Origin of the sequence: Nakamurella leprariae, assembly GCF_016918035.1 — a bacterium.
Lineage (GTDB): Bacteria > Actinomycetota > Actinomycetes > Mycobacteriales > Nakamurellaceae > Nakamurella > Nakamurella leprariae.
In genome coordinates this window covers 39,917-64,316 of record NZ_JAERWK010000012.1, presented here as the reverse complement: position 1 = coordinate 64,316, position 24,400 = coordinate 39,917, and the positions used below count along the sequence as shown (strand labels likewise).

The window sequence follows — 24,400 nt, the reverse complement described above, 5'->3', positions numbered from 1 at the left end:
GGGCGGGGACGACGACGAGCACGGTGGGCAGCGTTCTTCCTTCGGACCGACCGCGAGACGGTCGGGCAGTGGTTCCGGACCGGTCCGCACGTTCCCACGCGGACCGATCCCGTCCTCGGCGGATCGGGACGTGTCCACGCTACCGGCCGGCACCGACAGCCCAGGGACCTGCGACGACGCGTCCCCGGCCCGCTCCCGCCCCTCGGGGCGTCCCCTCGATGCCGCTCAGGCGCCGTCCACGGCGACCGGACCCGTGCCCACCCGGTAGCGCAGGTGGGTGACCCGGTCCGTGCCGCGGACCTCGACCAAGCGCAGGTCCAGTCGTCCCACCCCGTCGAACAGCCGCTCCCCGGCCCCCAGGGTGACCGGGGCGACGTGCAGCCGGAGCTCGTCGATCGCGAGGGCCCGCAGGTACTGGTTGATCGTGGCCGCCCCTCCGGCGATCGCGACGTTCCTGGCCCCAGCCGCTTCCCGCGCCCGGGTCAGCGCCACCTCCGGTCCCTCGGTCACGAAGACGAAGGTGGTGCCGCCCGCCATGGTCAGCGGCTCCCGCTCGTGGTGGGTGAGCACGAAGACCGGCGCGTGGTACGGCGGAGCCTCGCCCCACCAGCCGCGCCACGGATCCGGCCCCGCCCAGCTGTCCCACCCGCCGCGGACCGGTCCGAACATGTTGCGGCCCATCACGAACGCCCCGGCGTCGGTGATCGCCGCCAGCTCCGCCCGGTGCTGCTCGGGTTCGTCGAACATCCACCGGTGCAGCAGCTGCTCGGCCCACCGCCCCAACGGCTGGTCGAGGCGCTGGTCGGGCCCGGCCACGTACCCGTCCAGCGACACCGCCACGCTGCAGGTCACCTCGCCACCGCGGTCCTGCTCGTCCATCGGCCGACTCCCGTCCGTCCACGGCACCAGCGGGCGCCCCGGCGCGGCCGCTGTCGATGCTCGGTCGGACGGCCCGCGGCAGCCCGATTCATCGGACTCGATCCGGTGGCGTCCCGCGTCCCGGGTTCCGCCGGACCGGACCGCTGTGGCACACTCCCCGCCATGCACTCCTGCCGCGGCTTTTCCTACGGGTACCGGACTCCGGTGCCCGTCCGCGGCTGACACATCCGCCACGACGCGCCCCGAGGTCCTTCGACCCGGGGCGTTTTCCGTGCCGGGCGCCGGGACGGACGGGCAGATTGAAGGACGACATGACCAGCACGCTGGGCTCCGAGCTCCGGTCCGACGACGCCCGAGCCGACGAACCGACCGGCGGGCCGGTGCCGGTGCCGGCCGACCAGGCCGGGATCGACACGCTGCGGCTCGAGATCGACGACATCGACGCCGAACTCGTGCGGCTGATCAAGCGCCGCACCGCCCTGTCCAACGCGATCGGCGCCGCCCGCAAGCAGCTGGGCGGGCCGCGCATCGTCTACAGCCGTGAGATGGCCATCCTGGAGCGCTTCCGCGGCCTCGGCCCGGCCGGCACCGATCTGGGGATGATGCTGCTGGCCATGGGCCGCGGCAAGCTCGGCCGTCGCCCCGAGGGCCCGGCCGGCGACGTTCACTCCGGGGACAGCGACGTCGACTGAGTTCACGCCGTGGCGGGGATCGGGGTCGACCCGGCTCGCCCGCGTCGGGACCGGCGCACCGCGGTCCGGTGCACCACGGCCCGGCGCACCACGGTCCGGACGGCCACGCCGGCCAGCGTCAGGACGGCACCGACCAGCAGCGCCAGGACCACGGCGCTGCTGACGGTGTCCAGCCGGTCCAGGACCTGGGCACCGGCGGCGCCGGCCGCGGTCCAGCTGCCGACCCACAGCACCGCACCGGGCGCTGCCGCGGCCGCCCACCAGCCGACGCCGATCCCCCGGCTGCCGGCCAGCCGCGGCACCAGGGTGCGCACCCCGGCCAGCACGTGCCCGACGGTGACCACCGGCCAGGACGGCGCCCCGCTCCCGAGGTGCCGGTGCAGCCGGCGCTCCAGCCGACCGAACGGGGCCGAACGGCGGACGCCCGACCACCGGACGGCGGCGGGGCTGCCTGCTCGCGGGACCGGGCGGCGGGCCCGGGCGACCGCGACCATGCCGCCGGTCAGCGAGGCCGTCACGGCCACCGGCACGGCGACCGCGGCGGGCACGGCGCCGGTCCCGACCGCCGCGCCCAGCAGGGCCAGCGCCGATGCGGCGGGCAGCACCACGCCGATCAGCAGCGCGGTCTCGGCCGCGAGGACCAGCGCGCACAGGGCCAGGACGGCCGGGGCCGGCACGGCCCCGACGCCGTCGATCAGCCAGTCGCCCATCGCGGACCGCCCGATCAGGCCGCGCGGGCGGCTGCGGCCGGCCGGCGGCAGGTGTAGACGGTGGCCGGTGGCAGGTTGCGCCACACCGGGCCGGTCAGCGTGACCGAACCGAAGGCCGCGCGCATGGTGGCGAGCTGGCGCCGGCCCGGTGGGGCCCACCGCGTCCAGCTGTAGGTGAACTGGGTGTAGGCCCCGGTGGGCCGCAGCGCCCGGGCGATGTCCGGGACCAGTCGCGCCCCCACCGGGCCGGCGAAGGCCTGCCACGGCAGCCCGCTGACGACCAGATCGACCCGGCCGAGCAGGTTCCGGTCGGCCAGCACGTCCAGCAGATCGGCGGCCGCGCCGACCACCACCTCGACGTCCGGGTGATCGCCGGCCAGGCTGCGGCCGAGGACGGGATTGAGTTCCAGCGCCAGGTGCCGGTCGGGCCGGATGCCGGCCGGGTGCTGCAGCGCGGCGGTGAACGCCCCGGTGCCCGGACCGAGCTCCACCACCACCGGCCGACCGGCTCCCGGGTCCGGCGCCCCGGCCGCCGGCCCCGGGACCATCGCCCGGGCCAGCGCCCCGGAGCTCGGCAGCAGCGAGGCGGTGGTCAGCGGGTGCCGGGCGAACTCGCGCACGAACAGCGCGGTCCGGCGGGGACCGCCGGACCGCGCGGCGGCCACGGGCGCCGGGACCGGGGCAGCAGCGGCGGGCCGGCAGCGGCGGACGGCGGGACGGGGGTCGGACGGGGCGGTGGACGGGGCGGCGACGGACAGGGGCATCGGACCTCGGTCTCCTCGGGATGGCACGGGGGTCAACGCGCTCGCAGATGGCCGATCGGCTGGCCGCTGCCTCGCGGCGCTGCCGAGCCTGGTCGGGACGGACGCCTGCGACCTCCGCCGCGGGGCCTGGATCCGGCGGCGCCGGCAGGAGGTGGTCCCGGCCGACGGGAGGACGCCCTCCTGCGGACGGCCTCCTGCTGGAGCAGGAGGCCGTCCGCAGGAGGCGGACCGCCGGGTCGGCTCGGTACCGTGATCGGCGTGACCTCCGCTCTTGCCGCTCGGCTCCGGGCGGGCGGACGGTCGGTGGCCGGATCCGCACCCGGCAGCCGGCGCGACGGATCGCCGGTGCTGCTCCCCGGCCGGCTGGCCTGGCTCCGGCTCATCGCCGTGCCGCTGCTCATCGGCATCCCGCACCTGGTGCAGGGCGAGACGCTGGCCCTGGATTGGTGCCTGATCAGCGTGGGTTCCGGCCTGCTGTTCCTGAGCGCCGGCTGGTGGCCGACCACGGCCGCGCTGCTGCAGGTCTCGCTGCTGCTGGTGGCCCAGTCGGCCGACCTCGACCTCGGCGCGTTCAAGGTGATGGCCGGCATCGCGGTGTTCGAGGTCGCCTACACCCGGCCGCTGCGGGTGGCCGCCGTGCCGGCCGCACTGCTCGCCGGGGGCACGGTCGTCTCGCTGCTGCAGCCACCCGCCCATGAGGCCGGGCTGGTCTTCTACAAGCTGGCGCTGATGGTCGCCGCACCGTTGTTGCTGGGGGCGTACCTGCATGCACAGTTCCTGCAGACCCGGGAGCGGCACGCCGCGGAGGTCCAGGCCCAGCTGCGGCGGGGCGCCGCCGAACGGGAGGCCGCCGCGCAGACCCGGACGGCCATCGCCCGCGAGCTGCACGACGTCGTCGCCCACCACGTCGCGTCCATCGCACTGCGGTCCGCGGTGGCCCGGGACGTGCTGCCGCTCGAGGAGGCCGCGCGGCGGGCGCTCGGCGAGATCAACGACGCCGCCACCGTCACGCTCACCGAGATGCGCCGGCTGGTCACCCTGCTGCGCGTTCCGGCCGGCGACCGGTCGGGCCCGGACGCCGTGGAGATGCTGGATCCGGAACTGCTCGCCGGCGAACTCGACGACGTGGCCGACCGGGTGCGGTCGGCCGGCCTGCCGGTGACGTTGACCGCACCTCCCGGCCACGACCCGGTGCTCGCCCAGCTGGACGCCGGCCAGGCGCTGGCCGTGCTGCGGGTGGTGCAGGAGGGACTGACCAACGTGCTCCGGCACGCGCCCGCCGACGCCACGGCTGCGGTCGGCATCACCCGCACGCCCGTCGACGACGGCGCCCGCGGCGAGGTGCTCGTCGTGTCGGTGGTCGACCGGTCCGTGGCCGGACGCCGCACCCGCCCCGCGACCGTGTCCGCCGCCGACGCCGCCCTGACCGACGCCGCCGGCACCGGCCCGGCCGCCGACGACGAGGCCGTTCCCGGCCGCGGATTCGGGCTGCTCGGCCTGCGCGAGCGGCTGGAACTGCTCGGCGGCGCGGTCACCGCCGGTCCGACCGCCGACGGCTGGCGCCTCGTCGCGTCGATCCCGCTCGGGACGGCAGCAGAGTCGACAGCGGGGTCGACAGCGGGGTCGACACCGTCCTCAGCCGTGCCGGCCGCCGGTCCGGTACTCGGCACAGCACCTGGCCCGTCCGGTCCGCGTCCGAGTGATCCCGGTGCGGCCGATCGCCGGCCGACCGACCCGGTCCGGGACGACGACGACAACGACGACGACGACGACGACGACGACGCCCAGTGTGGGCGCCGCCGCCGGCAATCGGCCGGGTCCCGGACGCAGGCCCAGCGGTGATCCGGGTGCTGGTCGCGGACGACCAGGCGCTGGTGCGGTCCGGGCTGCGCATGCTGTGCGAGTCCGCTGCCGACGTGGAGATCGTCGGCGAGGCGCGCAACGGTGCGGAGGCGGTGCGGCTGGTCGACGACTGCCGGCCGGACGTGGTGCTGATGGACCTGCGGATGCCGGTGCTGGACGGCATCGCCGCCACCGCCGCCATCGTCTCGGCCCGGCCGGCCACCCGGGTCGTCGCGCTGACCACGTTCGACGACGACGATCACCTCTACCCGGCGCTGTCGGCCGGCGCCTGCGGCCTGCTCACCAAGGACGCCTCACCGGCCGACCTGCTCGACGCGGTGCGCCGGGCCGCGGCCGGCGAGTCACCGTTCAGCCCACCGGTGCTGCGTCGGCTGGTCGACCGGGCGGTCCGGGCCGGCGGTCCGGGCACTCCGACGCCACCTGCCGGGCTGCCCGAGCTGACCGAGCGAGAGCGGGATGTGCTGCAACACCTCGGATCCGGGCTCAGCAACGGCGACATCGCGACCCTCATGCACATCTCGGTGACCACGGTGAAGACGCACGTGGCCTCGATCATGGACAAGACCGGCAGCCGCAGCCGCGTGCAGCTGGCCGTGCTCGCCGTCCGGCACGGGCTGGACTGCGCGACCGACGCCACCGCCGACGAGATCCCGAACACCGACGCCCGCTGACCGCGACACGCGGTGTGGGCGATCGCCAGTCGATCCCCTCATGCGGTCACCCTCGAATCGCCCGTTGCATCACCGGGTCATCGAACTGGTGACGCATCGCTCCGCCTCCCGCCCGCGGTGAGCAACATTTCGTCGGCGATTCCTGATGATCATGCCGACGACCAGCGGCGATGTCCGGGACCGTCGGACGAACGATGACATCGGCGTGCTGTCATCAGGAACCACGTCCGTGACCGTTCCGTGACACCGCACGACGAATCGAACACACCCCTTCGAGTGATGACACTCTGCATGACCGGAAACACGCCCGCGACCCACGGCCCTGCCACGACTGAGGACCGTTCAGACCAGTCGGCGGTCGGTGGCCCAGCGGGACAGTTCGTAGCGGTTGGACAGCTGGGTCTTGCGCAGCACGCTCGAGACGTGGGTCTCCACCGTCTTGATCGAGATGAACAGCTGGGCGGCGATCTCCTTGTAGGCGTATCCACGGGCCAGCAGCTTGAGCACGTCCCGCTCCCGCGGCGAGAGCATGTCCAGCTCGGGGTCGGTGACCGAGCGGGCGCCCCCGCGGTCGCTGAAGGCATCCAGCACGAACCCGGCCAGCCGCGGTGAGAACACCGCGTCGCCCCCGGCCACCCGGACGATGGCGTCGGCCAGCTCGCGCCCGGAGATCGTCTTGGTGACGTACCCGCGGGCGCCCGCCCGGATCACCGCGATGACGTCCTCGGCGGCGTCCGAGACGGACAGGGCCAGGAACACCACCTCGGGTTGCCGCGAGCGGACCCGGTCCAGCACCGCGCGACCGCCGCCGTCGGGCATGTGCACGTCCAGCAGCACCACGTCGGGTCGGACCGTGGTGATCCGGACGACCGCCTCGTCGACGCTGCCGGCCTCGCCGACCACCTCCAGCCGGTCGTCCCCGAGCCCTGCCAGTTCTGCCTTGACCCCGGTGCGGAACAGCGCATGGTCGTCGACCAGGAACACCCGGACCGGACGCGCGCCGGTCGCGGCCGGCTCCGCGGCGGCAGATGCCGATCCGGCCCCGGACCCGGTCTCGGCCGGCTCGGCGGACCGAGACGCCCGAGACGCCTGGGCCGGGGTCTGCCCGACCCCAGCGGGGCTGCGGTCCAGTCGCAACGACCGGTCGAAGGGGTTGCTCATCGCCGTCCTTCCGCGGGCTCACGCCGCCCGTCCTGCTCGTGCGAGTCGTCACCGGACTCGGTGCTCCGGCCCCGGGCCACCGGCATGCTCAGCTCGACCTCGGTGCCGGCGCCGGGCGCCGACCGGATCAGCGCCGTGCCGCCGTGTCGTTCCATCCTGCCCCGGATCGACTCGGCCAGCCCGCGCCGGTCCGCGCCGACCGTGGTCGGCTCGAAGCCGGTCCCCCGGTCCCGCACGAAGACGCTGGCGGTGCCCTCCTCGACCTCGGCGTAGACGCTGACCTCGCCCACCTCCGCGTGCTTGGCCGCGTTCACCATGGCCTCGCGGGCGGCGGCGACCAGGGCGGCCAGCTGCGGGTCCATCGGTGCGTCGCCGACCACCACCGGGGCGACGGCGATGGCGTAGGTGTCCTCGACGTCCCCAGCCGCTTGGGCCAGTGCCGCGGCCAGCGTGCTGCGCGCGGCGCCGTCACCGGGTCCGCCCGCCACACCGTCCGGAGAGGCGTACCCGGCCGGCCCGTACAGCCAGGTGCGCAGTTCCCGCTCCTGGCCGCGGGCCAGTCGCAGCACCTCCCGGCTGTCGCCCGACTGGCGCTGGATGAGCGCCAGCGTCTGCAACACCGAGTCGTGCAGGTGCGCGGCGATCTCGGCCCGCTCGCGCTCGCGCACCCGCCCGCGGCGCTCGTCGCCCAGGTCGCGGACCAGGCGCAGCCACCACGGCACAGTGATGATGGCGACGCCGACCAGGGTGAGCAGCACAGCGACCAGCGCCGAGCGGACGGCCCCGAAGTCCAGTTGGCCGATGGCGAACACCGACAGCCCGCCGACCACCAGGGCACAGCCGCCGACCAGCCGCCACATCGACGCCCGGCTGGGGGCCATCATGCCGACGGCGGTGCGCCGCCAGCGGGCCCGCCGGGCGTCGTCGGCCTCCCGCCAGATGAAGGCGCCACCGACGGCGGCCAGGCCCAGCGGCCCGAGGATCCACCCGACGATCGACCCGAGCCCCAGCGCCGTCCCGGCGATGAGCAGGGCCAGCCCGACGGCGGCGATGCCGAGCGCCTGCCGGCGTTCCCGGCCGCCGGTGCGCGGCTCGCCCGGATCGGTGGTGCTGTCCGGCGCGGGCGGCACGAAGATCCACAGCAGGGCGTACGCCAGCACACCGGCGCCGCCGAACACCGCGGTGATGGCGAAGGTCAGCCGGACCCAGAGGACCGGCACCCGCAGGTGACGGGCCAGTCCGGCCGCGACCCCGCCCAGGACCATGCCCTGACGCAGCCGGAGCAGTCTGGGCAACCCCTCGACGGTGCGGGTGGGATCCGCGGCGGGCCGCCGGGGCCGGGCCGGTGCCGCGGAGGCGTCCGAGCCCTCCGCGGTCTCCGGAGCAGCCTGACCGGTCGGCGCTGCCGGCGGGACCGGAGGTGGGGGAAGCACCGGGGACGCGGGCGGGACCGGAGGCGCGGGCGGTTCCGGCGTCGCGTCCCTGGAACCGGGCGCCGGGTCGGGGGGTTCCTGCCCTGGCGCACCCGCGTCCCCGTCGCGCGCGGGCGGCTGCGCAGGCGGCGGGGAGGCACTCGGCGTCCCGCCGACGGTCCTGGTCCGACTCACCCCTCCAGGGTCACACGGAGCCGTCCCGGACGGTATGCGGGACGACCCTGGTTCCCGGGTTCAGGGGCGTCCCCGATGGTGCCGGCGATCGTCGATGTCCAGGCTGGACGGCATGAGCGAGCACTGGGGCACCGACCGGCAGCAGGCCGGCTCCCGGACCGACTTCGGGACGGGCGAACCGGGATCGGCGGCCGACCGCGGCCCGGGATCGGAGTGGGACGGCTGGTGGGCCCGGCGCCCGCGCCGGTCTGTCGTCGACCGCAAGGTCGCCGGCGTGGCCGGCGGGCTGGGCCGGTCGCTGGGCATCGATCCGGTGCTGATCCGGGTCGTGTTCGTGGTGCTCACCGTGTTCGGTGGCGCCGGCGCGGTGCTGTACCTGTTGGGGTGGCTGTTGCTGCCCGCCGACGGTGACGAGGTCTCCGCGGCCGAGGCGCTGCTCGGCCGCGGCCGTTCGTCGGTGCCTCCGGTGGTGACGGTCGGGCTCGCCGTCATCGCCGCGATCGCCGCGGCCGGCGCGTTCTCCTGGGGGCTGCCGTTCTGGCTCATCCCGGTCGCGATCGTCACGGCGGTGGTCCTGACCCGCAAGCACGCGTTCCGCCACGCCGGCGGCTGCGGCCGCCACCAGGGCCGGGGCCAGCGGCGGGGCCGGCCCGGAGCGATGGGTGGGCCGCCGCCGGAATGGGTGCGCACCCTGCAGGAGCAGAGCCAGCAGTGGGGTCGCCAGGCCCAGGACTGGGTCGAGCGGCAGCCGTGGGCCGGGTCGTCGGGCCCGTCCGGCCGCCGCCCTGGCTCCGGCTGGGGTGGGAGCGACTCAGCGTCCGCGCCGACCGGTCCGGTCCCGGGCTCGCCCGAGTCGCCGTTCGACGGGCCGGCCTCCTGGGACCGCCCGGCGGAGACCGATCCGGCGACCGGCGAGCCGAAGGTGTCACTGCGCAAGCCTGCGGCCGGCGAGGCGCCCGATCCGGTCGACCAGCCCCAGCAGCCGCCGGCCTGGGATCCGCTGGGTGTGGCGCCGTTCGCCTGGGACCTGCCCGACCCGGCCCCGGCGCCCACCCCGGCACCGCCGCGGCGGGACCGGGCCGTGCTGGCCCGCATCGCTCTGGGCCTCGCGCTGCTCAGCGGCGCACTCGCTGCCACCGGCGTGTTCGCCGGATGGTGGCAGCTGAGCTGGGCCGCGGTCGCGGCCATCCCGCTCACCGTGGTGGCACTCGGCCTGATCGTCGGCTCGCTGGTCTGGCGGCGCGGACGTCTCGGCCCACTGGTCGGGCCGGGGATCTTCCTGGGCATCCTGACCGCCGGGCTGGCCATGACCGGCCTCACCGGCACCGATGGGTTCGGTGAGAGCGTCTGGCGGCCGACCACCGTCGCCGAGCTGGAGTCGGACTACCTGGTCAACGGCGGCAACGGGGTGCTCGACCTGCGCGGCCTGACCCTGCCGGACGGCGTCGACCGCAGCGTGGACGTCACGGTGCGGGCCGGGCAGGCAGAGGTGATCGTCCCCGAGGAGCTGTCGGTGAGCGGCAGCTGCCACGTGAACGCCGGTCAGGTGGACTGTTTCGGGGTCCAGCAGAACGGACTCGACAAGACGGTCCCGTTCGCGGACAACCGGTCCCAGAACCCCGACGCCGGGACCCTGGAACTGAACGTCACCGTCGGCGCGGGGAACGCGGAGGTGCGTCGTGGCTGATCCGACCCCTCGGGCGAGCACCCCGGCTCGCCCCCGCATCAACTGGTTCGGTCTGCTCGCCGGATTCGTCCTGCTGTCCGTGGCCTCGGTCGGCTTCTCCGGCGACCCGGGCTGGCTGTTCAACGAGGCCACCAAGTGGATGGTGGCGGTCACCGTCGCCCTGGTCGGGCTGGGGCTGCTGGTCACCGCCGGCGGCCGCCGGAACCGCTGACCGGACCGGCAATCTCACTCACCGCGACCCTCCGGGGCGCCCGTATCCGGGTGCCGGCGGAGGGTCGCGGCGTCTGCGGTCAGAGCTTGGCCGGGTGCGGCGACCGCGACTCGAGGCGGATGACGACGGACTTCGAGGTCGGCGTGTTCGACTCGTCGGCCACGGAGTCCGTGGGGATCAGGACGTTGGCCTCCGGGTAGTAGGCCGCCGCACAACCGCGGGGCGTCGGGTAGCCGACGACGGTGAACTGCTCACCGCGCCGCTCGGTGACCGTCCCGTCGGCGGCGGTCCACTCGCTGACCACGTCGACCGACTCACGCTCAGCCAGACCGAGTTCCGCCAGGTCGTCAGGGTTGACCAGCACCACCCGCCGGGCGTTGGCGATGCCGCGGTAGCGGTCGTCCAGGCCGTAGATGGTGGTGTTGTACTGGTCGTGGGAGCGCAGCGTCTGCAGCAGCAGCCGTCCCGGCGGCACCCGCAACCAGGTCAGCTCGTTGACGGTGAACTCGGCCCGGCCGCTGGCCGTGCTGAAGGTGCGCGAGTCCCGCGGCGGATGCGGCAGCACGAACCCACCGCGGTGTCGCACTCGAGTGTTGTAGTCGGCGAAATCCGGGAGCACGCCGGCGATGTGGTCGCGGATGACGTCGTAGTCGGCGGCCATCTCGGCCCAGTCGACGGGATGGTCGTCCCCGAGGACGGCCTGGGCCAGGCGGGCCACGATGACCGGCTCGGCCAGCAGCTGCTCCGAGACCGGCGTCAGCCGCCCGCGGGAGGCGTGCACGGCCGACATGGAGTCCTCGACGCTGACGAACTGGGCGCCGCCCGGGTGGTCGGTGTCGGCGTCGGAGCGGCCCAGCGTGGGCAGGATCAGCCCGACCGTGCCGTGCACCAGGTGGGATCGGTTGAGCTTGGTGGAGATCTGCACGGTCAATCCGACCGACCGCATCGCCGCCTCGGTGGCCGTGGTGTCCGGCGTCGCACCGATGAAGTTCCCACCCATGGCCACGAAGACGTCGACCTCGCCGCGGCCCATGGCCTGCAACGCCTCCACGACGTCGTACCCGTGCTCGCGGGGCAACGACACGCCGGCCTCGGGCAGCGCGAACTCCCGCTCCAGAGCGTCCAGGAAGGATGCCGGTGGCTTCTCGTAGATCCCCATCGTCCGGTCGCCCTGGACGTTCGAGTGCCCCCGGACCGGGCACACCCCCGCGCCCGGCTTGCCGATCATGCCGCGCAGCAGCAGCACGTCGACCAGCTCCCGCAGCGTCGGCACCGAGTGCTTGTGCTGCGTCAGACCCATCGCCCAGCAGATGATGGTGCGCTGCGAGGAGGCCATCTGCTCGGCCAGCGCCTCGATCCGGGTCCGGGGCAGCCCGGTGGCCGCCTCGATCTCGGCCCAGTCGATGGTGGCCCGGGCGGCCGCGTAGGCCTCGAAGCCGCGGGTGTGCGCAGCGATGAAGTCCCGGTCCAGGGTGTCGGCGTGCCGGGTCACCAGCAGATGCCCGACGGCCTGCAGCAGCGCCAGGTCACCGCCCAGCCGGATCTGCAGGAAGTCGTCGGCCAGGTCGGTCCCGCCGCGCAGCAGTCCCGACACGGTCTGCGGGTCCCGGAAGTTGAGCAGACCGGCCTCGGGCAACGGATTGACCGCCACGACCCGACCGCCGCGCTGCTTGGTGTGGGTCAGAGCGGTGAGCATCCGCGGGTGGTTGGTCCCCGGGTTCTGCCCCATCACCAGGACCAGATCGGCCTCGTGGATGTCCTCCAGGGACACCGAGCCCTTGCCGATGCCGATGGTCTGGCTCAACGCCGAACCGGAGGACTCGTGGCACATGTTGGAGCAGTCCGGCAGGTTGTTGGTGCCCAGACAGCGGACGAACAGCTGGTACAGGAACGCGGCCTCGTTCGAGGTCCGCCCGGAGGTGTAGAACACCGACCGGTCCGCCGTGGTCGCCCGCAGCGCCGTGGCGACCAGCCCGAACGCCTCGTCCCAGCTGATCGGCCGGTAGTGGTCACTGCCCGGTTCGAGCATCATCGGCTCGGTCAACCGGCCCTGGCTGCCCAGCCAGTGCTCGGTCCGCATCAGCAGCTCCGACACCGGATGCGCGGCGAAGAACTCCGGGCCCACCGTCCGCAGCGTCGCCTCTTCGGCGACCGCCTTGGCCCCGTTCTCGCAGAACTCCGCCGGCCGCCGCCGACCCTGCGGCTCCGGCCAGGCACAGCCGGGGCAGTCGAACCCGTGTGCTTGGTTCAGCCGGGCCAGACTGCGCGCCGTCCGGGCCACGCCCGCCTGGGACACGCCCCGCTGCAGCGCAACGGTGACCGCCTTGATCCCGGCCGCGTGCTCCTGCGGTGGGCCGACCGTCAGGTCCGCCTCGTCGATGTCCCGGACGGGCGCGCGACGGTGCATCCTCGAGAACCCCTTCGATCAACTCCACCACCGGCGCCGGCGGTGTCCTGTCGCTCCCCGGGCCGCGGCCGAGGCGGCGGACCGCGGTCGACACCTCGACGCCCGGGGCGACCCATCCACCGTAACGGCCGCGCGCCCGACCGGATGCCATCGCCGGGTCGCGCGGCCTCGCCGATGCCGGACCGATCACCCGACCGGCATGAACCGTCCGTGACGCGATGGATCACCGGCACCGTGCTGCTGGCCGCGGGCCTGGTGTGGGTCGGCATCGACCGCGCGCTCCAGCGGCTGCACCCGCTCGTGTGGGGCGCGCCCACCATCGGCGGCGGGATGATCCTGCTGATGGCGTACGCCTTGGCGGGCTCGGCCTGGTGCTCGCCCTGCCGGCCGCCCGGTCGTCGTGGCGGCCGTCACGCACCCGATGGACGACCGCCCGCCGGATGGTGCCGGCCGCCGTGTCGGTCGTCGCCGCCGCCTGCGCGGCGCTCTTCGTGGTCCCCGCCGGGCCGAACGGGTCTGCACGCCGGCGCTGGAGCGCGGGCACCGGCCCGCGCTCCAGCGCTCGTCCGCTTCCCTGATCGGTCAGGGCGTGCGCCGGTAGGCCCGCATCGCGAAGGCGTAGGCCACCAGACCGACACCGACGCACCAGGCCAGCGCCACCCAGATCTCCGATCCCACCGGACGGCCGTCGAGCAGGGCCCGGATCGAGTCGACGATGGCGGTGACGGGCTGGTGTTCGGCGAACACCCGCACCGGCGTCGGCATGGTGTCGGTGGGGACGAACGCCGAGCTGATGAACGGCAGGAAGATCAACGGGTAGGCGAAGGCGGAGGCGCCGTCGATGGTGCTGGCCGTGAGACCCCGGATGACCGCCAGCCAGGTCAGCACCAGGGTGAACAGCATCAGGAGGCCGGCCACCGCCAGCCAGGCGAGCACGTCGGCACTGGACCGGAATCCCATGAGCAGCGCCACACCGACGATGACCACGACCGAGATCGCGTTCGAGAACTGTGATGTCAGCACGTGTGCCCACAGCACCGCAGACCGCGACACCGGCATCGAGTGCAGCCGGGCGATGATGCCCGCCTGCGTGTCGGTGAAGATGCGCACCGCCGTGTAGGAGATGCCGCTGGCGATCGCGATGAGCAGGATGCCCGGCAGCATGTAGTCGACGTAGTCGTCGGTCCCGGCCTGGATGGCGCCGCCGAACACGTACACGAACAGCAGCATGAGGGCGATCGGCACGATCGCGACGGTGATGATGGTGTCCGGGCTGCGTTGGATGTGGCGCATCGATCGGCCGAACAGATACCTGGTGTCCTGCAACGTCTTCACGGCCTGACCTCCTCGTCGGCGCCGCTGCTGCTGCTGCCCGGGGTGCGGCCCGGCGTGTGACTGCGACGGCCGATCACGGCCAGGAAGACCTGCTCGAGCGTCGGCTGTCGTTCCACGTACTCGATCTCGGCCGGCGGCAGCAGCGCCTTGAGCTCGGCCAACGTCCCCTCGGCGAGGATCGTCCCCTGGTGCAGGACGGCGATCCGGTCGGCGAGGTGCTCGGCCTCCTCCAGGTACTGCGTGGTGAGCAGGATGGTGGTGCCGGCTCCGGCGAGTTCGGTGATGGTGCGCCACACCTCGCGTCGCCCCTCCGGATCGAGTCCCGTGGTCGGCTCGTCCAGGAAGATGACCGCGGGCGACCCGACGAGGCTCATCGCGATGTCGAGCCGGCGGGTCATACCGCCCGACCAGGTTCCCACCCGCCGGTCGCCCGCCTCGTGCAGGCCGAACCGGCGCAGCAGGTCGTCCGCGACCCGGGCCGGATCCGGCACCCCGCGGAGCCGGGCCACCAGCACCAGGTTCTCCCGCCCGGTGAGGATGACGTCGACCGCGGCGAACTGCCCGGTGAGGCTGATGGTCTCGCGCACGCGTTCCGGCTCGCGAGCGGTGTCGAAGCCGCCCACCACGGCCGCGCCGGCGTCCGGCGCCAGCAGCGTGGACAGGATGTTCACCGTGGTCGTCTTGCCGGCCCCGTTGGAGCCGAGCAGGGCGAAGATCTCGCCCCGGCGGACCTGGAGATCGACTCCACGCAGGACCGCTGCATCCTTGAACGACTTGGTCAGACCGGTTGCCCTGATGGCGATGTCGGGAGCTGTGGGCATGGAGGCAGTCATGATGTGCCCTCCTGGCGCAGTTTGTCCGCCACGTTGCGGTTCAGCGTCTCGCGCCACTTGGCGGTGTAGGTGTTGGCGTTGCGCAGCAGTTCGTCGCAGAAGGCGGCGACGTCCGCGCCGGTGACCTCCAGCGCGCGCCGGCCGTCGGCGGCGCCGGTCTCGAACAGATCGAGCAGATCCCGCAGGATGGCGATGATGTCCATGCCGTCCCCGGCCGTGAACCGCCACAGATACTGCTTGATCTCGGAGTGGACGATGCGGTAGTCGCCGGGCAGCGCGGCGGCGCGCGCCTCCATGCGCCGCCACTCCTTCTTGTCACCCAGGATCTTCTTCAGGAAGTCGGTCATCCGTGCGCTCCTCTGAGTTCGGTGATCTTGGTCGAGACGAAGTCCCACTTGGCCCAGAACACGGCCAGCTCCGCGCGACCCGCGGGCGTCAGTGAGTAGAACTTTCGGGGCGGGCCCTGGGTGGACGGCTGCTTCTCGGTGTCGACCAGGGCGTTGCGCTCGAGGCGCACCAGGATGGTGTAGACAGTGCCCTCCACGACGTCGGCGAAGCCGAGAGCTCGCAGCGTGGAGGCGATCTCGTAGCCGTAGGTCTCGCCGCGGTCGATGATCTCCAGGACGCAGCCCTCGAGCACGCCCTTCAGCATCTCCGTGAGGTTGTCCACGGGACGGGTCCCCTCCTCGGCCCGGCGCCACTACTGCGTGACGCGAGGTACCGGTACTTCGTAGCACCGACTACCGGGTGGGTCAACACCTCGGGACAGCACAGCGGGCACGGGGTCGCGAACGGACCCGCCGGGCGGGCGGGACGACACGGTCGCATCGGGTCGGCGCCGTCGCAGGAACGGCGCGGGCGGGCGCAGTCCACAGGAGCGCCTCCGGGAGCGGCCACATCGCCGCGCCCGGCACGGGGCCGTCAGGCCCGGACGATCACTCCCACTCGATGGTGCCCGGCGGCTTGCTGGTGATGTCCAGCACCACCCGGTTCACCTCGGTCACCTCGCCGGTGATCCGGCTGGAGATGCGGGCCAGCAGGTCGTACTCCAGCCGCGACCAGTCCGCGGTCATCGCGTCCTCGCTGGACACCGGGCGCAGCACGACGGGGTGGCCATAGGTGCGCCCGTCACCCTGCACGCCGACCGAGCGGACGTCGGCCAGCAGAACCACCGGGCACTGCCAGATCTGCGCGTCGACCCCGGCGGCGGTCATCTCGGCGCGCACGATGGCGTCTGCGGCGCGCAGGATCTGGAGCCGGTCGCGGGTCACCTCGCCGATGATGCGGATGCCGAGACCCGGTCCGGGGAACGGGTGTCGGGCCACCATCGCCGGCGGCAGACCGAGTTCGGCGCCCAGCAGCCGGACCTCGTCCTTGAACAGCAGGCGCAGCGGCTCGACCAGCTCGAAGGTCATGTCCTCGGGCAGGCCGCCCACGTTGTGGTGGCTCTTGATGGTGGCGGTGCCGGTGCCGCCACCGGACTCGACCACGTCCGGGTAGAGCGTGCCCTGCACCAGGTACTTGACTCCGCCCTCGGCCTCGGCGATCTCCGCCGCCGCCCGCTCGAAGACGCGGATGAACTCGCGGCCGATGGTCTTGCGCTTGGTCTCCGGGTCGCTCACCCCGGCCAGCGCGGACAGGAACCGTTCCGAGGCGTCCACGGTGACCAGTCGGATGCCGGTGGCGGCCACGTAGTCACGCTCGACCTGCTCGCGCTCGCCGGCCCGCAGCAGGCCGTGGTCGACGAAGACACAGGTGAGCTGGTCCCCCACCGCGCGGTGCACCAGCGCGGCGGCCACGGCCGAGTCGACCCCGCCGGACAGCCCGCAGATGACCTTGGCGTCCCCGATCCGCTCACGGATGGCGGCGACCTGCTCGGTGAGGATCTCGGCCGGCGTCCAGTCGGCGGGGATGCCGGCGATGTCGTGCAGGAACCGGCGCAGCACCTCCTGGCCGAACTCCGAGTGCGCGACCTCCGGGTGGTACTGCACGCCGGCCAGCTTGCGCTCCGGGTCCTCGAACGCCGCGATCGGCGTCTCCGGGGTGGTCGCGGTGACCCGGAACCCGGGCGGCGCGACGGAGACCGCGTCGCCGTGGCTCATCCACACCCCGAGCCGCTCCGGCAGGTCGCGCAGCAGGGCGGCCTCCGGGTCGGTCACGGCCAGCTCGGTGGCGCCGTACTCGCGGCGCCCGGTCTGCGCGACCTCGCCACCGAGGGCCTGGGCCATGGCCTGGAAGCCGTAGCAGATGCCGAACACCGGCACGCCCGCCTCGAACAGGGCGGGGTCGATGCGCGGCGCGTCCTGCGCGTACACGCTGGCCGGCCCACCGGACAGGATGATCGCGGCCGGGCTCTTGGCCACCATCTCGGCCACCGACAGCGTCGACGGCACCACCTCGGAGTAGACGCTGGCCTCACGCACCCGGCGGGCGATGAGCTGCGCGTACTGGGCGCCGAAGTCGACGACCAGGACCGGGTGCTCCTCCAGGGCCAGCGGCTCGGTGCCCGGCCCGGTGGGGCCGGTCGGCTCGCTCGAGCGCAGTTCGGGGTTCACGGCGTCACCAGGCACGACCGCGGAGTCTATCGGTGAGCAGGACCCGGCCGATCCGGCCCGCGACGGGCAGCCGCACTCCCGCCAGCCAGCCGAACACCCTCCGGTCCGGCCCGCGTCGGCGAACCTGCGCGGGCCCTGCCCAACCGGACACCCCACCTACCCTGGCTGGGTGGCTGTGCTCATCGATCCCCCGCAGTGGCCGGCACACGGCCGGCTGTGGTCCCACCTGGTCAGCGACGCCTCGCTGGACGAGCTGCACGCCTTCGCCCGCACGCACGAACTGCCGGAGCGGAGCTTCGACCGGGACCACTACGACGTGCCGCAGGAGCGGTACGACGAGCTCGTCGCGGGCGGCGCGCTGGCGGTCAGCGGCCGCGAGCTGATCACCCGGCTCCTGGCCTCCGGACTGCGCCGGCGCAAGCCGCCCCGCTTCGACACCTTCTGAGCCGGTCGGGCGTCCCGGATCCCGATCAGCCCATCACCACGGATCGATCGGCGCGGGGAACGCCCGCGTCGCCCGGGGCGGGGCCGCGTCCATCAGCTGGGCCAGCACCTCCCGGGTGCGGCCCGGGTCGATGACGTCGTCGGTCAGGAAGGACGCCGCGGCCCGCAGCGGGTCCTCCGCGTCGCTGCCGGCCGGCACGCCCAGGCCCTCGATACGGGCGGTCGGCCACATCAGGTGCGGCGGCCCCTCCAGGAAGCGGCCGAACCCGCCGAGCAGCGACTGGGCCACTCCGCCGACCCGGCCCACCACGACCGTGACGACCGGGATGTCGGCCTCGGCCAGCGCCACCGGCACCCGCGCGGCGTGCCGGAACGCGGCCAGGTCACCGGCGCCCCGGTCGTCGGCCGCACCGGCCGAGTCCACCAGCACCACCAGCGGCAGGCCGTAGGAGTCGCACAGCCGGACGAACCGAGCGATCTTGTCGCAGCCCGGTCCGGTCAGCCGCCCGTCGTCGACCGCGCCGTCCGTGGCCACCACCCCGACCGCGCGGCCCTCGAGCCGGGCGAACGCGGTGACGACCTCCGGGTGCCACGTCGGCCGCAGTTCGAACGCACTGTCGGCGTCGACCAGGGCATCGACCAGCTCCCGCACCGGCCGCGGCCCGTCCCGGAAGGCCCAGCCGCGCACCGCATCCGCCATCCCCGGCCGGGCGTCGGCGAACGGCAGTCGCGGCAGCACCGGGAAGCTCATGTACCGCCGCGCCTGAGCCAACGCGTCGTCGTCGTCCTCGGCCATCCGTTCGACACCGCCGGCGCCCTCGTGGATGGACGCGGCACCGATCTGCTCCGGGGTGAGGTCCTGCCCGGTGGACGCCTTGACCAGCGGCGGCCCGGCCACCCCCATGGCCGAGCGCCGGGTCGCGATGATCACGTCGCACTCGGAGACGAAGATGGCATGCCCGGCGAAGGCCCGCCCCATGGCCACCCCGACCATGGGCACCCGGCCGGACAGCCGGGCCAGCCACTCGAAGTCGCCGGAGGACCGGGCACCGCCCATGGCGCCGAGCTCCAGCGCCCGCGCCCCGCCGCCCTCGGCCAGCATGTAGACCGGCGCCTGGTGGCGCTCGGCCAGCAGGATGGCGCGAGAGGTCTTGGCGTGGTTGTTGATCCCCTGCGATCCACCGAGCACGGTGTAGTCGTAGGAGACGATGACCGAAGGCCGTCCGTGCACCCGGCCGACGCCGATGACCACCGCGTCCGCAGCCGCGCGCAACGACGGGTCGGCCGGCTGGGCCAGCGCCCCGGACTCGAAGAACGACTCACCCGGGTCGAGCAGCCGGGTGATCCGCTCGCGGGCGGTGAGCTGGCCGCGACCGCGTTGTTTGGCCACCGCCTCCGGGCGGCGCTGGTCCAGCACGTCGTCGTGCAGGTCCTGCAGGCGGCTCAGCAGGTCGTGCTGCGGCATCGCGTACTCCTGTCGAGAGGGTGTCGGGGGTGATCGGCACGAGGACCGTTGCGGCTCACCAGGGGTCGATGGCACGGACGACCGGGCGCGGGCCTGCGTCGGGCAGCAGACCCACGGCGGCGAGCAGTCGGTCGCGCGTGTCGGCCGGGTCGATCAGCTCGTCGGTGCGGAAGTTGGCGGCCAGGCTGCGGGCGCTGCCGGCGTCGGTGAGCTCGGCCAGGATCTCGGCTTCGGAACGCTGGGAGTCGGCCGTCGCCGACGACTTGGCGGTGATCGCGGCGGCCCCGCCCAGGCCCATGCCGCCGAAGTTGGCAGTGGGCCAAACCATCTGCAGCGGACGGCGGTCGATGTGGCCGCCCATGCCCATGATGATCATGCCCTGGCCGTAGGCCCGGCGGAGGATCACCGAGAGGAACGGCACCCGGGCGTGCACCTGGGAGAAGTACGGCCGGGTCGAGTGTCGGTTCAGCGCCGCCTGTTCCGCCTGCGGGCCGGCCAGCAGCCCGGGGACGTCGGTCAACTGGACGATCGGGATGCCCGCGGCGTCGCAGAGCGTCTGGAAGCGGTGCATCTTGTCGGCCGCCGGGCTGTCGATCGCACCGGCGCCGACCATCGAGTGGTTGGCCATCAGCCCGACGGAGCGTCCACCGATGCGGGCCAGCGCGGTCTGGATCGCCCCGCCGAACCGCACCCGCAGCGGCAGCACCGATCCCGCGTCCGCCACCAACTCGATGAGCTTGCGGGCGTCGATGGCCCGTCGCGGGTTCTCCGGCACCACTGCTCGCAGCGCCTCGCGGACGGGGACGTCATCGGCCGGATCGAACGCGGCCCGGGTCCGGCGGACCAGGTCCAGGTATCGCCGGGCCAGCTGCAGGGCATCGGGCACTGATTCGGCGACCAGGTCGAACGCCCCGGCCTTCTCCGCAGCCAGCACGGGAGCGTCCTGCTGACCGGCGATCTCGTCCAGCGTGACCGTGGCCGACGGCGTGGCGACGACCACGTCGCACACCCCCAGCATCACCGACCGGACGTCGGTCACCGCCCCGACGGCCACGCCCACCAGCGGCACCCGGCCGGACAGCCCGACCAGCTGGTGCACCACGTCGCGACGCTCCTGGTGGTACGCCAGCTCGCCGGCCCGGTACGGACCGCCGGAGACCACCAGCACCACCGCGGCCGACATCGCCCCGGCCACCTCGAGTCCGCGCGCGACCTTGGCGTGGTTCACCAGACCGTGCCCGGTGTCGCCCACGCCCGGGTCGTACCCGATCACCACGGTCGCGTCGCCGTCGATCCGGCCGGCCAGCACCGACACGCCGTCCCCGGGGACCTCGGCGCCGCGCCCGACCGGGCCGGCCTGGTCGCCGTAGACCACGGTCGGGGCGCCGCCGTCGAACCACCGCCGCAGCGTCTCGGCCAGCGGCCGGGCCGGGTCGACCGTGCCGTCCGGGTCGAGCGCCGGACCAGGGGACGACCCGTGCGACAGAGCTGCCACGGCGAGCCCGTCGGTGCTGGTGACGCTGCCGGTCATCGCGCTGCCGGTCATCAAGGGACCTCCGGGGGATCCAGGCGCCGCGTTCGGCGGTCGCGCCGCGGTGGCGGCGGACCGAAGGACAGCCGTGGCGCGGCCGGAGCCGCGGTACGACGGGAGCGGGGCACCTGCGGTGGATGCGGGAATCCCGAGGCCGGACGGACTGCCGGACCTCCGGGCCGACCGACGGCCCGGGCAGAGCCCGATGTCGACGTCGACCCCGCCGATGATACTGACGGGTGCCGTCGCGAACAAGGTGTGATGTGGAACGATGGACCGATGACCGACGAGACGTCCGGCCGCCGGCTGGGCCGGCCCCGCGATCCCGACATCGAGGCCCGCGCCTTCGCGGCCGCCCGCGAGGTCTACCAGGAGCGCGGCTGGAGCGGCTTCGCCATGGAGCAGGTGACGCGCCGTTCCGGGCTGGGCAAGGGGTCCCTGTACCTGCGCTGGCCGGACCGCGCCGCGCTGCTGGTGGACGCCGTGCGGGACACCGCGTCGTTCATCACCACGATCGACACCGGTTCGATGCGTGAGGATCTCGTCCAATTCGCGCGGCGGTACCTGGACTTCGTGCGCAGCGACGACTGGTCGCTGATGCGCCGGTTGGCCATCGACGCCCGCTATCACCCGGAGGTGCGGGCCGCCCTGCAGCGGGACTCGTACCCGAGCTTCATCCGGGCCACCCGGAGCATCGTGCGGCGGGGCCGCGAGCGCGGCGAGATCCCTCCCGCGACCTCCACCGCCCTCATCGCCGACCTGGTCGCCGGCGCGGTCACCAACCACGCCTCCAGCACCGCGTACGTCCCGGCCGAGGTCCTCGGCGACCGGTTCGATCCCGACCGGTACGTGGCCCTGGTGGTGGACACCGTGCTGGCCGGGGTGCACGCCATGTACGCCGAGACGACCAGGCCCGCAGCCGATGCGGGGCCTGGGCACGGCCACGCGGACGTGCCGGCAGCACCCGGACCCGCGTCGGACCGGACCGGCCCGGACGCCGGGACCGCCACCTTCGCGGCGCAGCGGTCCGGTCGGCTGCACGAGCAGCCGACCTGATCGACGCGCGCGGACCGGATTCACCGGCCGCGGGCGTCGCCCCACCAGCGGTCGAAGTCGGGGGCCCGCCCGGCACCGGGCGGGCCGGCGAAGGCCTGGGCCAGGTCGAGCCAGGCGTCGGCGACCGGCCCCTGGGCGACCAGCGCGGTGTCGGCCCGGTGCCGCCGCTGGGTGACCAGCAGGCAGAAGTCGAGCGCTGTCCCGGTGACCCGGTCGGCAGCGTCGACAGGGCCCCACTCCCAGGTGGTCTCGTCCGGCACCTGGGGATCGAGCTCGACCCGCACCGGCTCGGTCGGCACCGGCTGGCCGTTGGTCCGGAACGCGAACCCGCGCGCCGCGATCCCGATGTGGGCGACGTGCCGGAGCCGGGAGGATGGCCGGCTGGGCGCCCCGACCGCGTCGAGCACGTCGGTCCCGTGCGCCCAGGTCTCCATCAGCCGGGCGGTCACCATCGACTTGGCGCTCATCGACGGCCCGTACCAGATGACGCGGTCCCGGGGATGCAGGCCGCCGAAGCACTCGAGCAGTTCCGCGCGGGCGGTGTCCGACCAGGCCAGCAGCTCCGGGGCGGACATGTCGCGGAACTCCTCGGCCCGCCCGGAGCGTCCGGGCAACGGCGTGCCGGCCATCATGGCGGCGATCTCGGCGGCGAAGCCGTCCGGGTCACGCACCGAGCGGACCGCGGCCCCGTCGAAGTAGGCCAGGTGTGACACCTGGTCCCGGATCGCCCAGTCCTGGGCCGGAGTGGGCAGCTCCCAGTCCGCGTCCGGCAGATCGGCCAGCACGGCCCGCAGCGCGGCCGTCTCGTCGGCCAGGTCCTGCACGACGGTCGCGTGCCGGGCGGCGGCCCCGGCGCCCGGCGCCGTCTGCGCCCGCTCCCCCGCCAGCTGTTCGGTCATCGGTCCCCTCCGTCGTCCGGGTCCGGCGACCGGCCGGCCACCGCCGTGCACGCACTCCTGCTCACTCGAGCACGAGCAGGACATCGCCCTCCTCGACGCTGTCGCCCTCCTGCACCCGGATCTCCCGCACCACGCCGGCCCCCTCGGCCAGCACCGGGATCTCCATCTTCATCGACTCCAGGACGAGCAGCGTGTCCTCCTCCTGCACCGGTGCGCCCGGGGCGACCTCGACCTTCCACACCGTCGCCGCCAGCTCACTGGTCACTTCCATCATGGTCGCTTCCTTCCTCAGCCGCGCAGCCGCGGCACGGTGGTGGTGTCGTACCGGCCGCTGACGAACTCCGGGGCGTCGAGCAGTTCGGCCAGGAACGGCAGGTTGGTCCTGACGCCGCTGATCCGGAACGCGGCCACCGCGGCGCGCGACCGGGCCAGCGCCTCGTCCCGGTCGGCTCCGTGCACCACGAGCTTGGCCAGCAGCGGGTCGTAGGACCGCGAGACCGTGTTGCCCGCGCGGTACCCCGCGTCCACCCGGACGCCCTCCCCGGTGGGCTCCACCCACTCGGTGAGCGTGCCCGGCGACGGCAGGAACCGGACGGGATCCTCGGCGTAGACGCGGAACTCGATGGCATGACCGTCGGGCCGCAGGTCGTCCGGCTCGAACTGCACCGGTTTGCCCGCCGCGATGAGCAGCTGGGCCTCGACCAGATCGACACCGAAGGTCATCTCGGTGACCGGATGCTCGACCTGCAGCCGGGTGTTCATCTCCAGGAAGACGAACTCCTGCCGCTCCGGGTCGACCAGGCACTCCACGGTGCCGGCGTTGCGGTACCCGACCGCGGCCGCTGCGCGCACCGCGCCGTCGATCATGCGGCGCCGCAGTTCGTCACCGACCCCGGGCGACGGGGTCTCCTCGATCACCTTCTGGTGCCGGCGCTGCACCGAGCAGTCCCGCTCCCCGAGCGCCACCACTCGTCCGTCGGCCAGTCCCAGCACCTGGATCTCCACGTGCCGGGCTCGCGGGATGTACCGCTCCAGCAGGATCCGGTCACTGCCGAAGAACCGGCTGGACCGGGTACGCGCGGTGTCGAACGCGGCCCGCAGTGCGGTCTCGTCCTCGACCACGGCCATGCCGATCCCGCCACCGCCACCGGACGGCTTCACCATCACCGGGTAACCGATCTCCGCGACGGCGCGCACCGCCTCCTCGAGGTCCGCACACGGCTCCTCGGTGCCGGCGGCCACCGGCACCCCGGCCGCCGCCATCAGGTTCCGGGCGTCGATCTTGTCCGAGACCCGTTCCATGCTCTCCGGATCCGGGCCCACCCAGACCAGGCCGGCGGCGGCCACCCGCCGGGCGAACGCCGGATTCTCCGACAGGAAGCCGTACCCCGGGTGGACGGCCTGCGCGCCGGTGCGCCGGGCGGCGACCAGCACCGCGTCGACGTCCAGGTACGACTGGGCCGGCGGCTCCGGCCCGAGTTCGACCGCCTCGTCGGCGAGCGCCACGTGGGGGGCGTCCGCATCGGCCGTGCTGTGCACCGCGATGGTGCGGATGCCGAGCCGTCGGGCGGTTCGGATGACCCGCACCGCGATCTCGCCGCGGTTGGCCACCAGCAGGGACTCGAACACC

The 24,400-nt window shown here is 73.9% G+C and carries 23 protein-coding genes; 7 read left to right on the top strand and 16 right to left on the bottom strand.

The window, feature by feature from the left end; genetic code table 11:
- Positions 1 to 225 precede the first annotated feature (225 nt).
- Complete coding sequence (locus JL106_RS10045; protein WP_205260574.1) at positions 226 to 879, bottom strand: dihydrofolate reductase family protein; 654 nt, start codon at positions 877 to 879, stop codon at positions 226 to 228.
- Between the two features lie 311 nt (positions 880 to 1,190).
- Between JL106_RS10045 and JL106_RS10040 the strand changes: the two genes are divergently transcribed.
- Positions 1,191 to 1,571, top strand: coding sequence for a chorismate mutase (locus JL106_RS10040; protein WP_205260573.1), 381 nt, complete (start codon positions 1,191 to 1,193; stop codon positions 1,569 to 1,571).
- A gap of 2 nt (positions 1,572 to 1,573) precedes the next feature.
- Here the strand turns inward: JL106_RS10040 and JL106_RS10035 are convergent, their stop codons facing one another.
- A complete protein-coding gene (locus JL106_RS10035) occupies positions 1,574 to 2,281 on the bottom strand; it encodes a hypothetical protein (RefSeq protein ID WP_205260572.1) in 708 nt (235 codons plus the stop codon).
- Positions 2,282 to 2,295: 14 nt separating this feature from the next.
- Positions 2,296 to 3,045 (bottom strand): class I SAM-dependent methyltransferase, encoded by a 750-nt coding sequence (locus JL106_RS10030; protein ID WP_205260571.1) that lies wholly within the window; start codon positions 3,043 to 3,045, stop codon positions 2,296 to 2,298.
- 258 nt (positions 3,046 to 3,303) lie between these two features.
- On the opposite strand from JL106_RS10030, the gene JL106_RS10025 reads away from it, so the two are divergent.
- Positions 3,304 to 4,887, top strand: coding sequence for a histidine kinase (locus tag JL106_RS10025; protein WP_205260570.1), 1,584 nt, complete (start codon positions 3,304 to 3,306; stop codon positions 4,885 to 4,887).
- Positions 4,884 to 5,579, top strand: a complete 696-nt coding sequence (locus JL106_RS10020) for a response regulator (RefSeq protein WP_407940135.1) — start codon at positions 4,884 to 4,886, stop codon at positions 5,577 to 5,579. The genes JL106_RS10025 and JL106_RS10020 overlap by 4 nt, the downstream gene beginning before the upstream one ends.
- A gap of 342 nt (positions 5,580 to 5,921) precedes the next feature.
- Here the strand turns inward: JL106_RS10020 and JL106_RS10015 are convergent, their stop codons facing one another.
- Both JL106_RS10015 and JL106_RS10010 read right to left on the bottom strand, forming a co-directional pair.
- The gene (locus JL106_RS10015; protein ID WP_205260569.1) at positions 5,922 to 6,740 is read right to left on the bottom strand and encodes a response regulator; all 819 of its coding nucleotides are present in this window, start codon (positions 6,738 to 6,740) and stop codon (positions 5,922 to 5,924) included.
- Positions 6,737 to 8,005 carry an ATP-binding protein gene (locus JL106_RS10010; protein WP_205260725.1) on the bottom strand — a complete coding sequence of 423 codons (1,269 nt, stop codon included), beginning with the start codon at positions 8,003 to 8,005 and terminating at the stop codon, positions 6,737 to 6,739. The genes JL106_RS10015 and JL106_RS10010 overlap by 4 nt, the downstream gene beginning before the upstream one ends.
- 454 nt (positions 8,006 to 8,459) lie before the next feature.
- Here JL106_RS10010 and JL106_RS10005 point away from each other — a divergent pair, with 454 nt between their 5' ends.
- Together JL106_RS10005 and JL106_RS10000 are read left to right on the top strand one after the other, a co-directional pair.
- Positions 8,460 to 10,034, top strand: a complete 1,575-nt coding sequence (locus JL106_RS10005; protein WP_205260568.1) for a PspC domain-containing protein — start codon at positions 8,460 to 8,462, stop codon at positions 10,032 to 10,034.
- Complete coding sequence (locus tag JL106_RS10000) at positions 10,027 to 10,245, top strand: hypothetical protein (RefSeq protein WP_205260567.1); 219 nt, start codon at positions 10,027 to 10,029, stop codon at positions 10,243 to 10,245. The genes JL106_RS10005 and JL106_RS10000 overlap by 8 nt, the downstream gene beginning before the upstream one ends.
- Positions 10,246 to 10,324: 79 nt before the next feature.
- Here JL106_RS10000 and JL106_RS09995 read toward each other — a convergent pair whose 3' ends face one another.
- The 6 genes from JL106_RS09995 to guaA all read right to left on the bottom strand — a co-directional run bounded on the left by JL106_RS09995 (position 10,325) and on the right by guaA (position 17,309).
- Positions 10,325 to 12,652, bottom strand: coding sequence for an FdhF/YdeP family oxidoreductase (locus tag JL106_RS09995; protein WP_205260566.1), 2,328 nt, complete (start codon positions 12,650 to 12,652; stop codon positions 10,325 to 10,327).
- Positions 12,653 to 13,234: 582 nt separating this feature from the next.
- Positions 13,235 to 13,987, bottom strand: a complete 753-nt coding sequence (locus JL106_RS09990; protein ID WP_205260565.1) for an ABC transporter permease — start codon at positions 13,985 to 13,987, stop codon at positions 13,235 to 13,237.
- Entirely contained in the window at positions 13,984 to 14,808 is an 825-nt protein-coding gene (locus JL106_RS09985; protein WP_205260564.1) for an ABC transporter ATP-binding protein, read from the bottom strand. The genes JL106_RS09990 and JL106_RS09985 overlap by 4 nt, the downstream gene beginning before the upstream one ends.
- Before the next feature lie 8 nt (positions 14,809 to 14,816).
- Positions 14,817 to 15,167: a DUF1048 domain-containing protein gene (locus JL106_RS09980; RefSeq protein ID WP_205260563.1), complete on the bottom strand. Its 351-nt coding sequence runs from the start codon at positions 15,165 to 15,167 to the stop codon at positions 14,817 to 14,819.
- Positions 15,164 to 15,490, bottom strand: coding sequence for a PadR family transcriptional regulator (locus JL106_RS09975; RefSeq protein ID WP_205260562.1), 327 nt, complete (start codon positions 15,488 to 15,490; stop codon positions 15,164 to 15,166). The genes JL106_RS09980 and JL106_RS09975 overlap by 4 nt, the downstream gene beginning before the upstream one ends.
- 265 nt (positions 15,491 to 15,755) lie before the next feature.
- A complete protein-coding gene (gene guaA, locus JL106_RS09970) occupies positions 15,756 to 17,309 on the bottom strand; it encodes a glutamine-hydrolyzing GMP synthase (RefSeq protein WP_407940141.1) in 1,554 nt (517 codons plus the stop codon).
- Between the two features lie 235 nt (positions 17,310 to 17,544).
- On the opposite strand from guaA, the gene JL106_RS22015 reads away from it, so the two are divergent.
- Positions 17,545 to 17,820 carry a DUF4031 domain-containing protein gene (locus tag JL106_RS22015; protein WP_205260561.1) on the top strand — a complete coding sequence of 92 codons (276 nt, stop codon included), beginning with the start codon at positions 17,545 to 17,547 and terminating at the stop codon, positions 17,818 to 17,820.
- A 33-nt stretch (positions 17,821 to 17,853) separates the two neighbouring features.
- On the opposite strand, the gene JL106_RS09960 is transcribed toward JL106_RS22015, so the two are convergent.
- Positions 17,854 to 19,284 carry a carboxyl transferase domain-containing protein gene (locus JL106_RS09960; protein ID WP_205260560.1) on the bottom strand — a complete coding sequence of 477 codons (1,431 nt, stop codon included), beginning with the start codon at positions 19,282 to 19,284 and terminating at the stop codon, positions 17,854 to 17,856.
- 55 nt (positions 19,285 to 19,339) lie between these two features.
- Entirely contained in the window at positions 19,340 to 20,830 is a 1,491-nt protein-coding gene (locus tag JL106_RS09955; protein WP_205260559.1) for a carboxyl transferase domain-containing protein, read from the bottom strand.
- Between the two features lie 264 nt (positions 20,831 to 21,094).
- Between JL106_RS09955 and JL106_RS09950 the strand changes: the two genes are divergently transcribed.
- Entirely contained in the window at positions 21,095 to 21,871 is a 777-nt protein-coding gene (locus tag JL106_RS09950) for a TetR/AcrR family transcriptional regulator (RefSeq protein ID WP_205260558.1), read from the top strand.
- Positions 21,872 to 21,891: 20 nt separating this feature from the next.
- Here JL106_RS09950 and JL106_RS09945 read toward each other — a convergent pair whose 3' ends face one another.
- The 3 genes from JL106_RS09945 to JL106_RS09935 form a co-directional block, all read right to left on the bottom strand.
- A complete protein-coding gene (locus tag JL106_RS09945; RefSeq protein ID WP_205260557.1) occupies positions 21,892 to 22,770 on the bottom strand; it encodes a TIGR03084 family metal-binding protein in 879 nt (292 codons plus the stop codon).
- A gap of 61 nt (positions 22,771 to 22,831) precedes the next feature.
- A complete protein-coding gene (locus tag JL106_RS09940; protein WP_205260556.1) occupies positions 22,832 to 23,044 on the bottom strand; it encodes a biotin/lipoyl-binding carrier protein in 213 nt (70 codons plus the stop codon).
- A gap of 14 nt (positions 23,045 to 23,058) precedes the next feature.
- Complete coding sequence (locus JL106_RS09935; RefSeq protein ID WP_205260555.1) at positions 23,059 to 24,399, bottom strand: acetyl-CoA carboxylase biotin carboxylase subunit; 1,341 nt, start codon at positions 24,397 to 24,399, stop codon at positions 23,059 to 23,061.
- Between the last annotated feature and the right edge of the window lies 1 nt (position 24,400).

Bases quoted from the DNA above. Each gene is read 5' to 3' on its own strand.
- JL106_RS09960 (WP_205260560.1), bottom strand. From the start codon at position 19,284: ATGCCGCAGCACGACCTGCTGAGCCGCCTGCAGGACCTGCACGACGAC.
- JL106_RS09950 (WP_205260558.1), top strand. From the start codon at position 21,095: ATGACCGACGAGACGTCCGGCCGCCGGCTGGGCCGGCCCCGCGATCCC.
- JL106_RS10035 (WP_205260572.1), bottom strand. From the start codon at position 2,281: ATGGGCGACTGGCTGATCGACGGCGTCGGGGCCGTGCCGGCCCCGGCC.
- JL106_RS10040 (WP_205260573.1), top strand. From the start codon at position 1,191: ATGACCAGCACGCTGGGCTCCGAGCTCCGGTCCGACGACGCCCGAGCC.
- JL106_RS10005 (WP_205260568.1), top strand. From the start codon at position 8,460: ATGAGCGAGCACTGGGGCACCGACCGGCAGCAGGCCGGCTCCCGGACC.
- JL106_RS09955 (WP_205260559.1), bottom strand. From the start codon at position 20,830: ATGACCGGCAGCGCGATGACCGGCAGCGTCACCAGCACCGACGGGCTC.
- JL106_RS09985 (WP_205260564.1), bottom strand. From the start codon at position 14,808: ATGCCCACAGCTCCCGACATCGCCATCAGGGCAACCGGTCTGACCAAG.
- JL106_RS10030 (WP_205260571.1), bottom strand. From the start codon at position 3,045: ATGCCCCTGTCCGTCGCCGCCCCGTCCACCGCCCCGTCCGACCCCCGT.
- JL106_RS09980 (WP_205260563.1), bottom strand. From the start codon at position 15,167: ATGACCGACTTCCTGAAGAAGATCCTGGGTGACAAGAAGGAGTGGCGG.
- JL106_RS09995 (WP_205260566.1), bottom strand. From the start codon at position 12,652: ATGCACCGTCGCGCGCCCGTCCGGGACATCGACGAGGCGGACCTGACG.
- JL106_RS10015 (WP_205260569.1), bottom strand. From the start codon at position 6,740: ATGAGCAACCCCTTCGACCGGTCGTTGCGACTGGACCGCAGCCCCGCT.
- JL106_RS10045 (WP_205260574.1), bottom strand. From the start codon at position 879: ATGGACGAGCAGGACCGCGGTGGCGAGGTGACCTGCAGCGTGGCGGTG.
- JL106_RS09945 (WP_205260557.1), bottom strand. From the start codon at position 22,770: ATGACCGAACAGCTGGCGGGGGAGCGGGCGCAGACGGCGCCGGGCGCC.
- JL106_RS09940 (WP_205260556.1), bottom strand. From the start codon at position 23,044: ATGATGGAAGTGACCAGTGAGCTGGCGGCGACGGTGTGGAAGGTCGAG.
- JL106_RS10010 (WP_205260725.1), bottom strand. From the start codon at position 8,005: ATGGTCCTGGGCGGGGTCGCGGCCGGACTGGCCCGTCACCTGCGGGTG.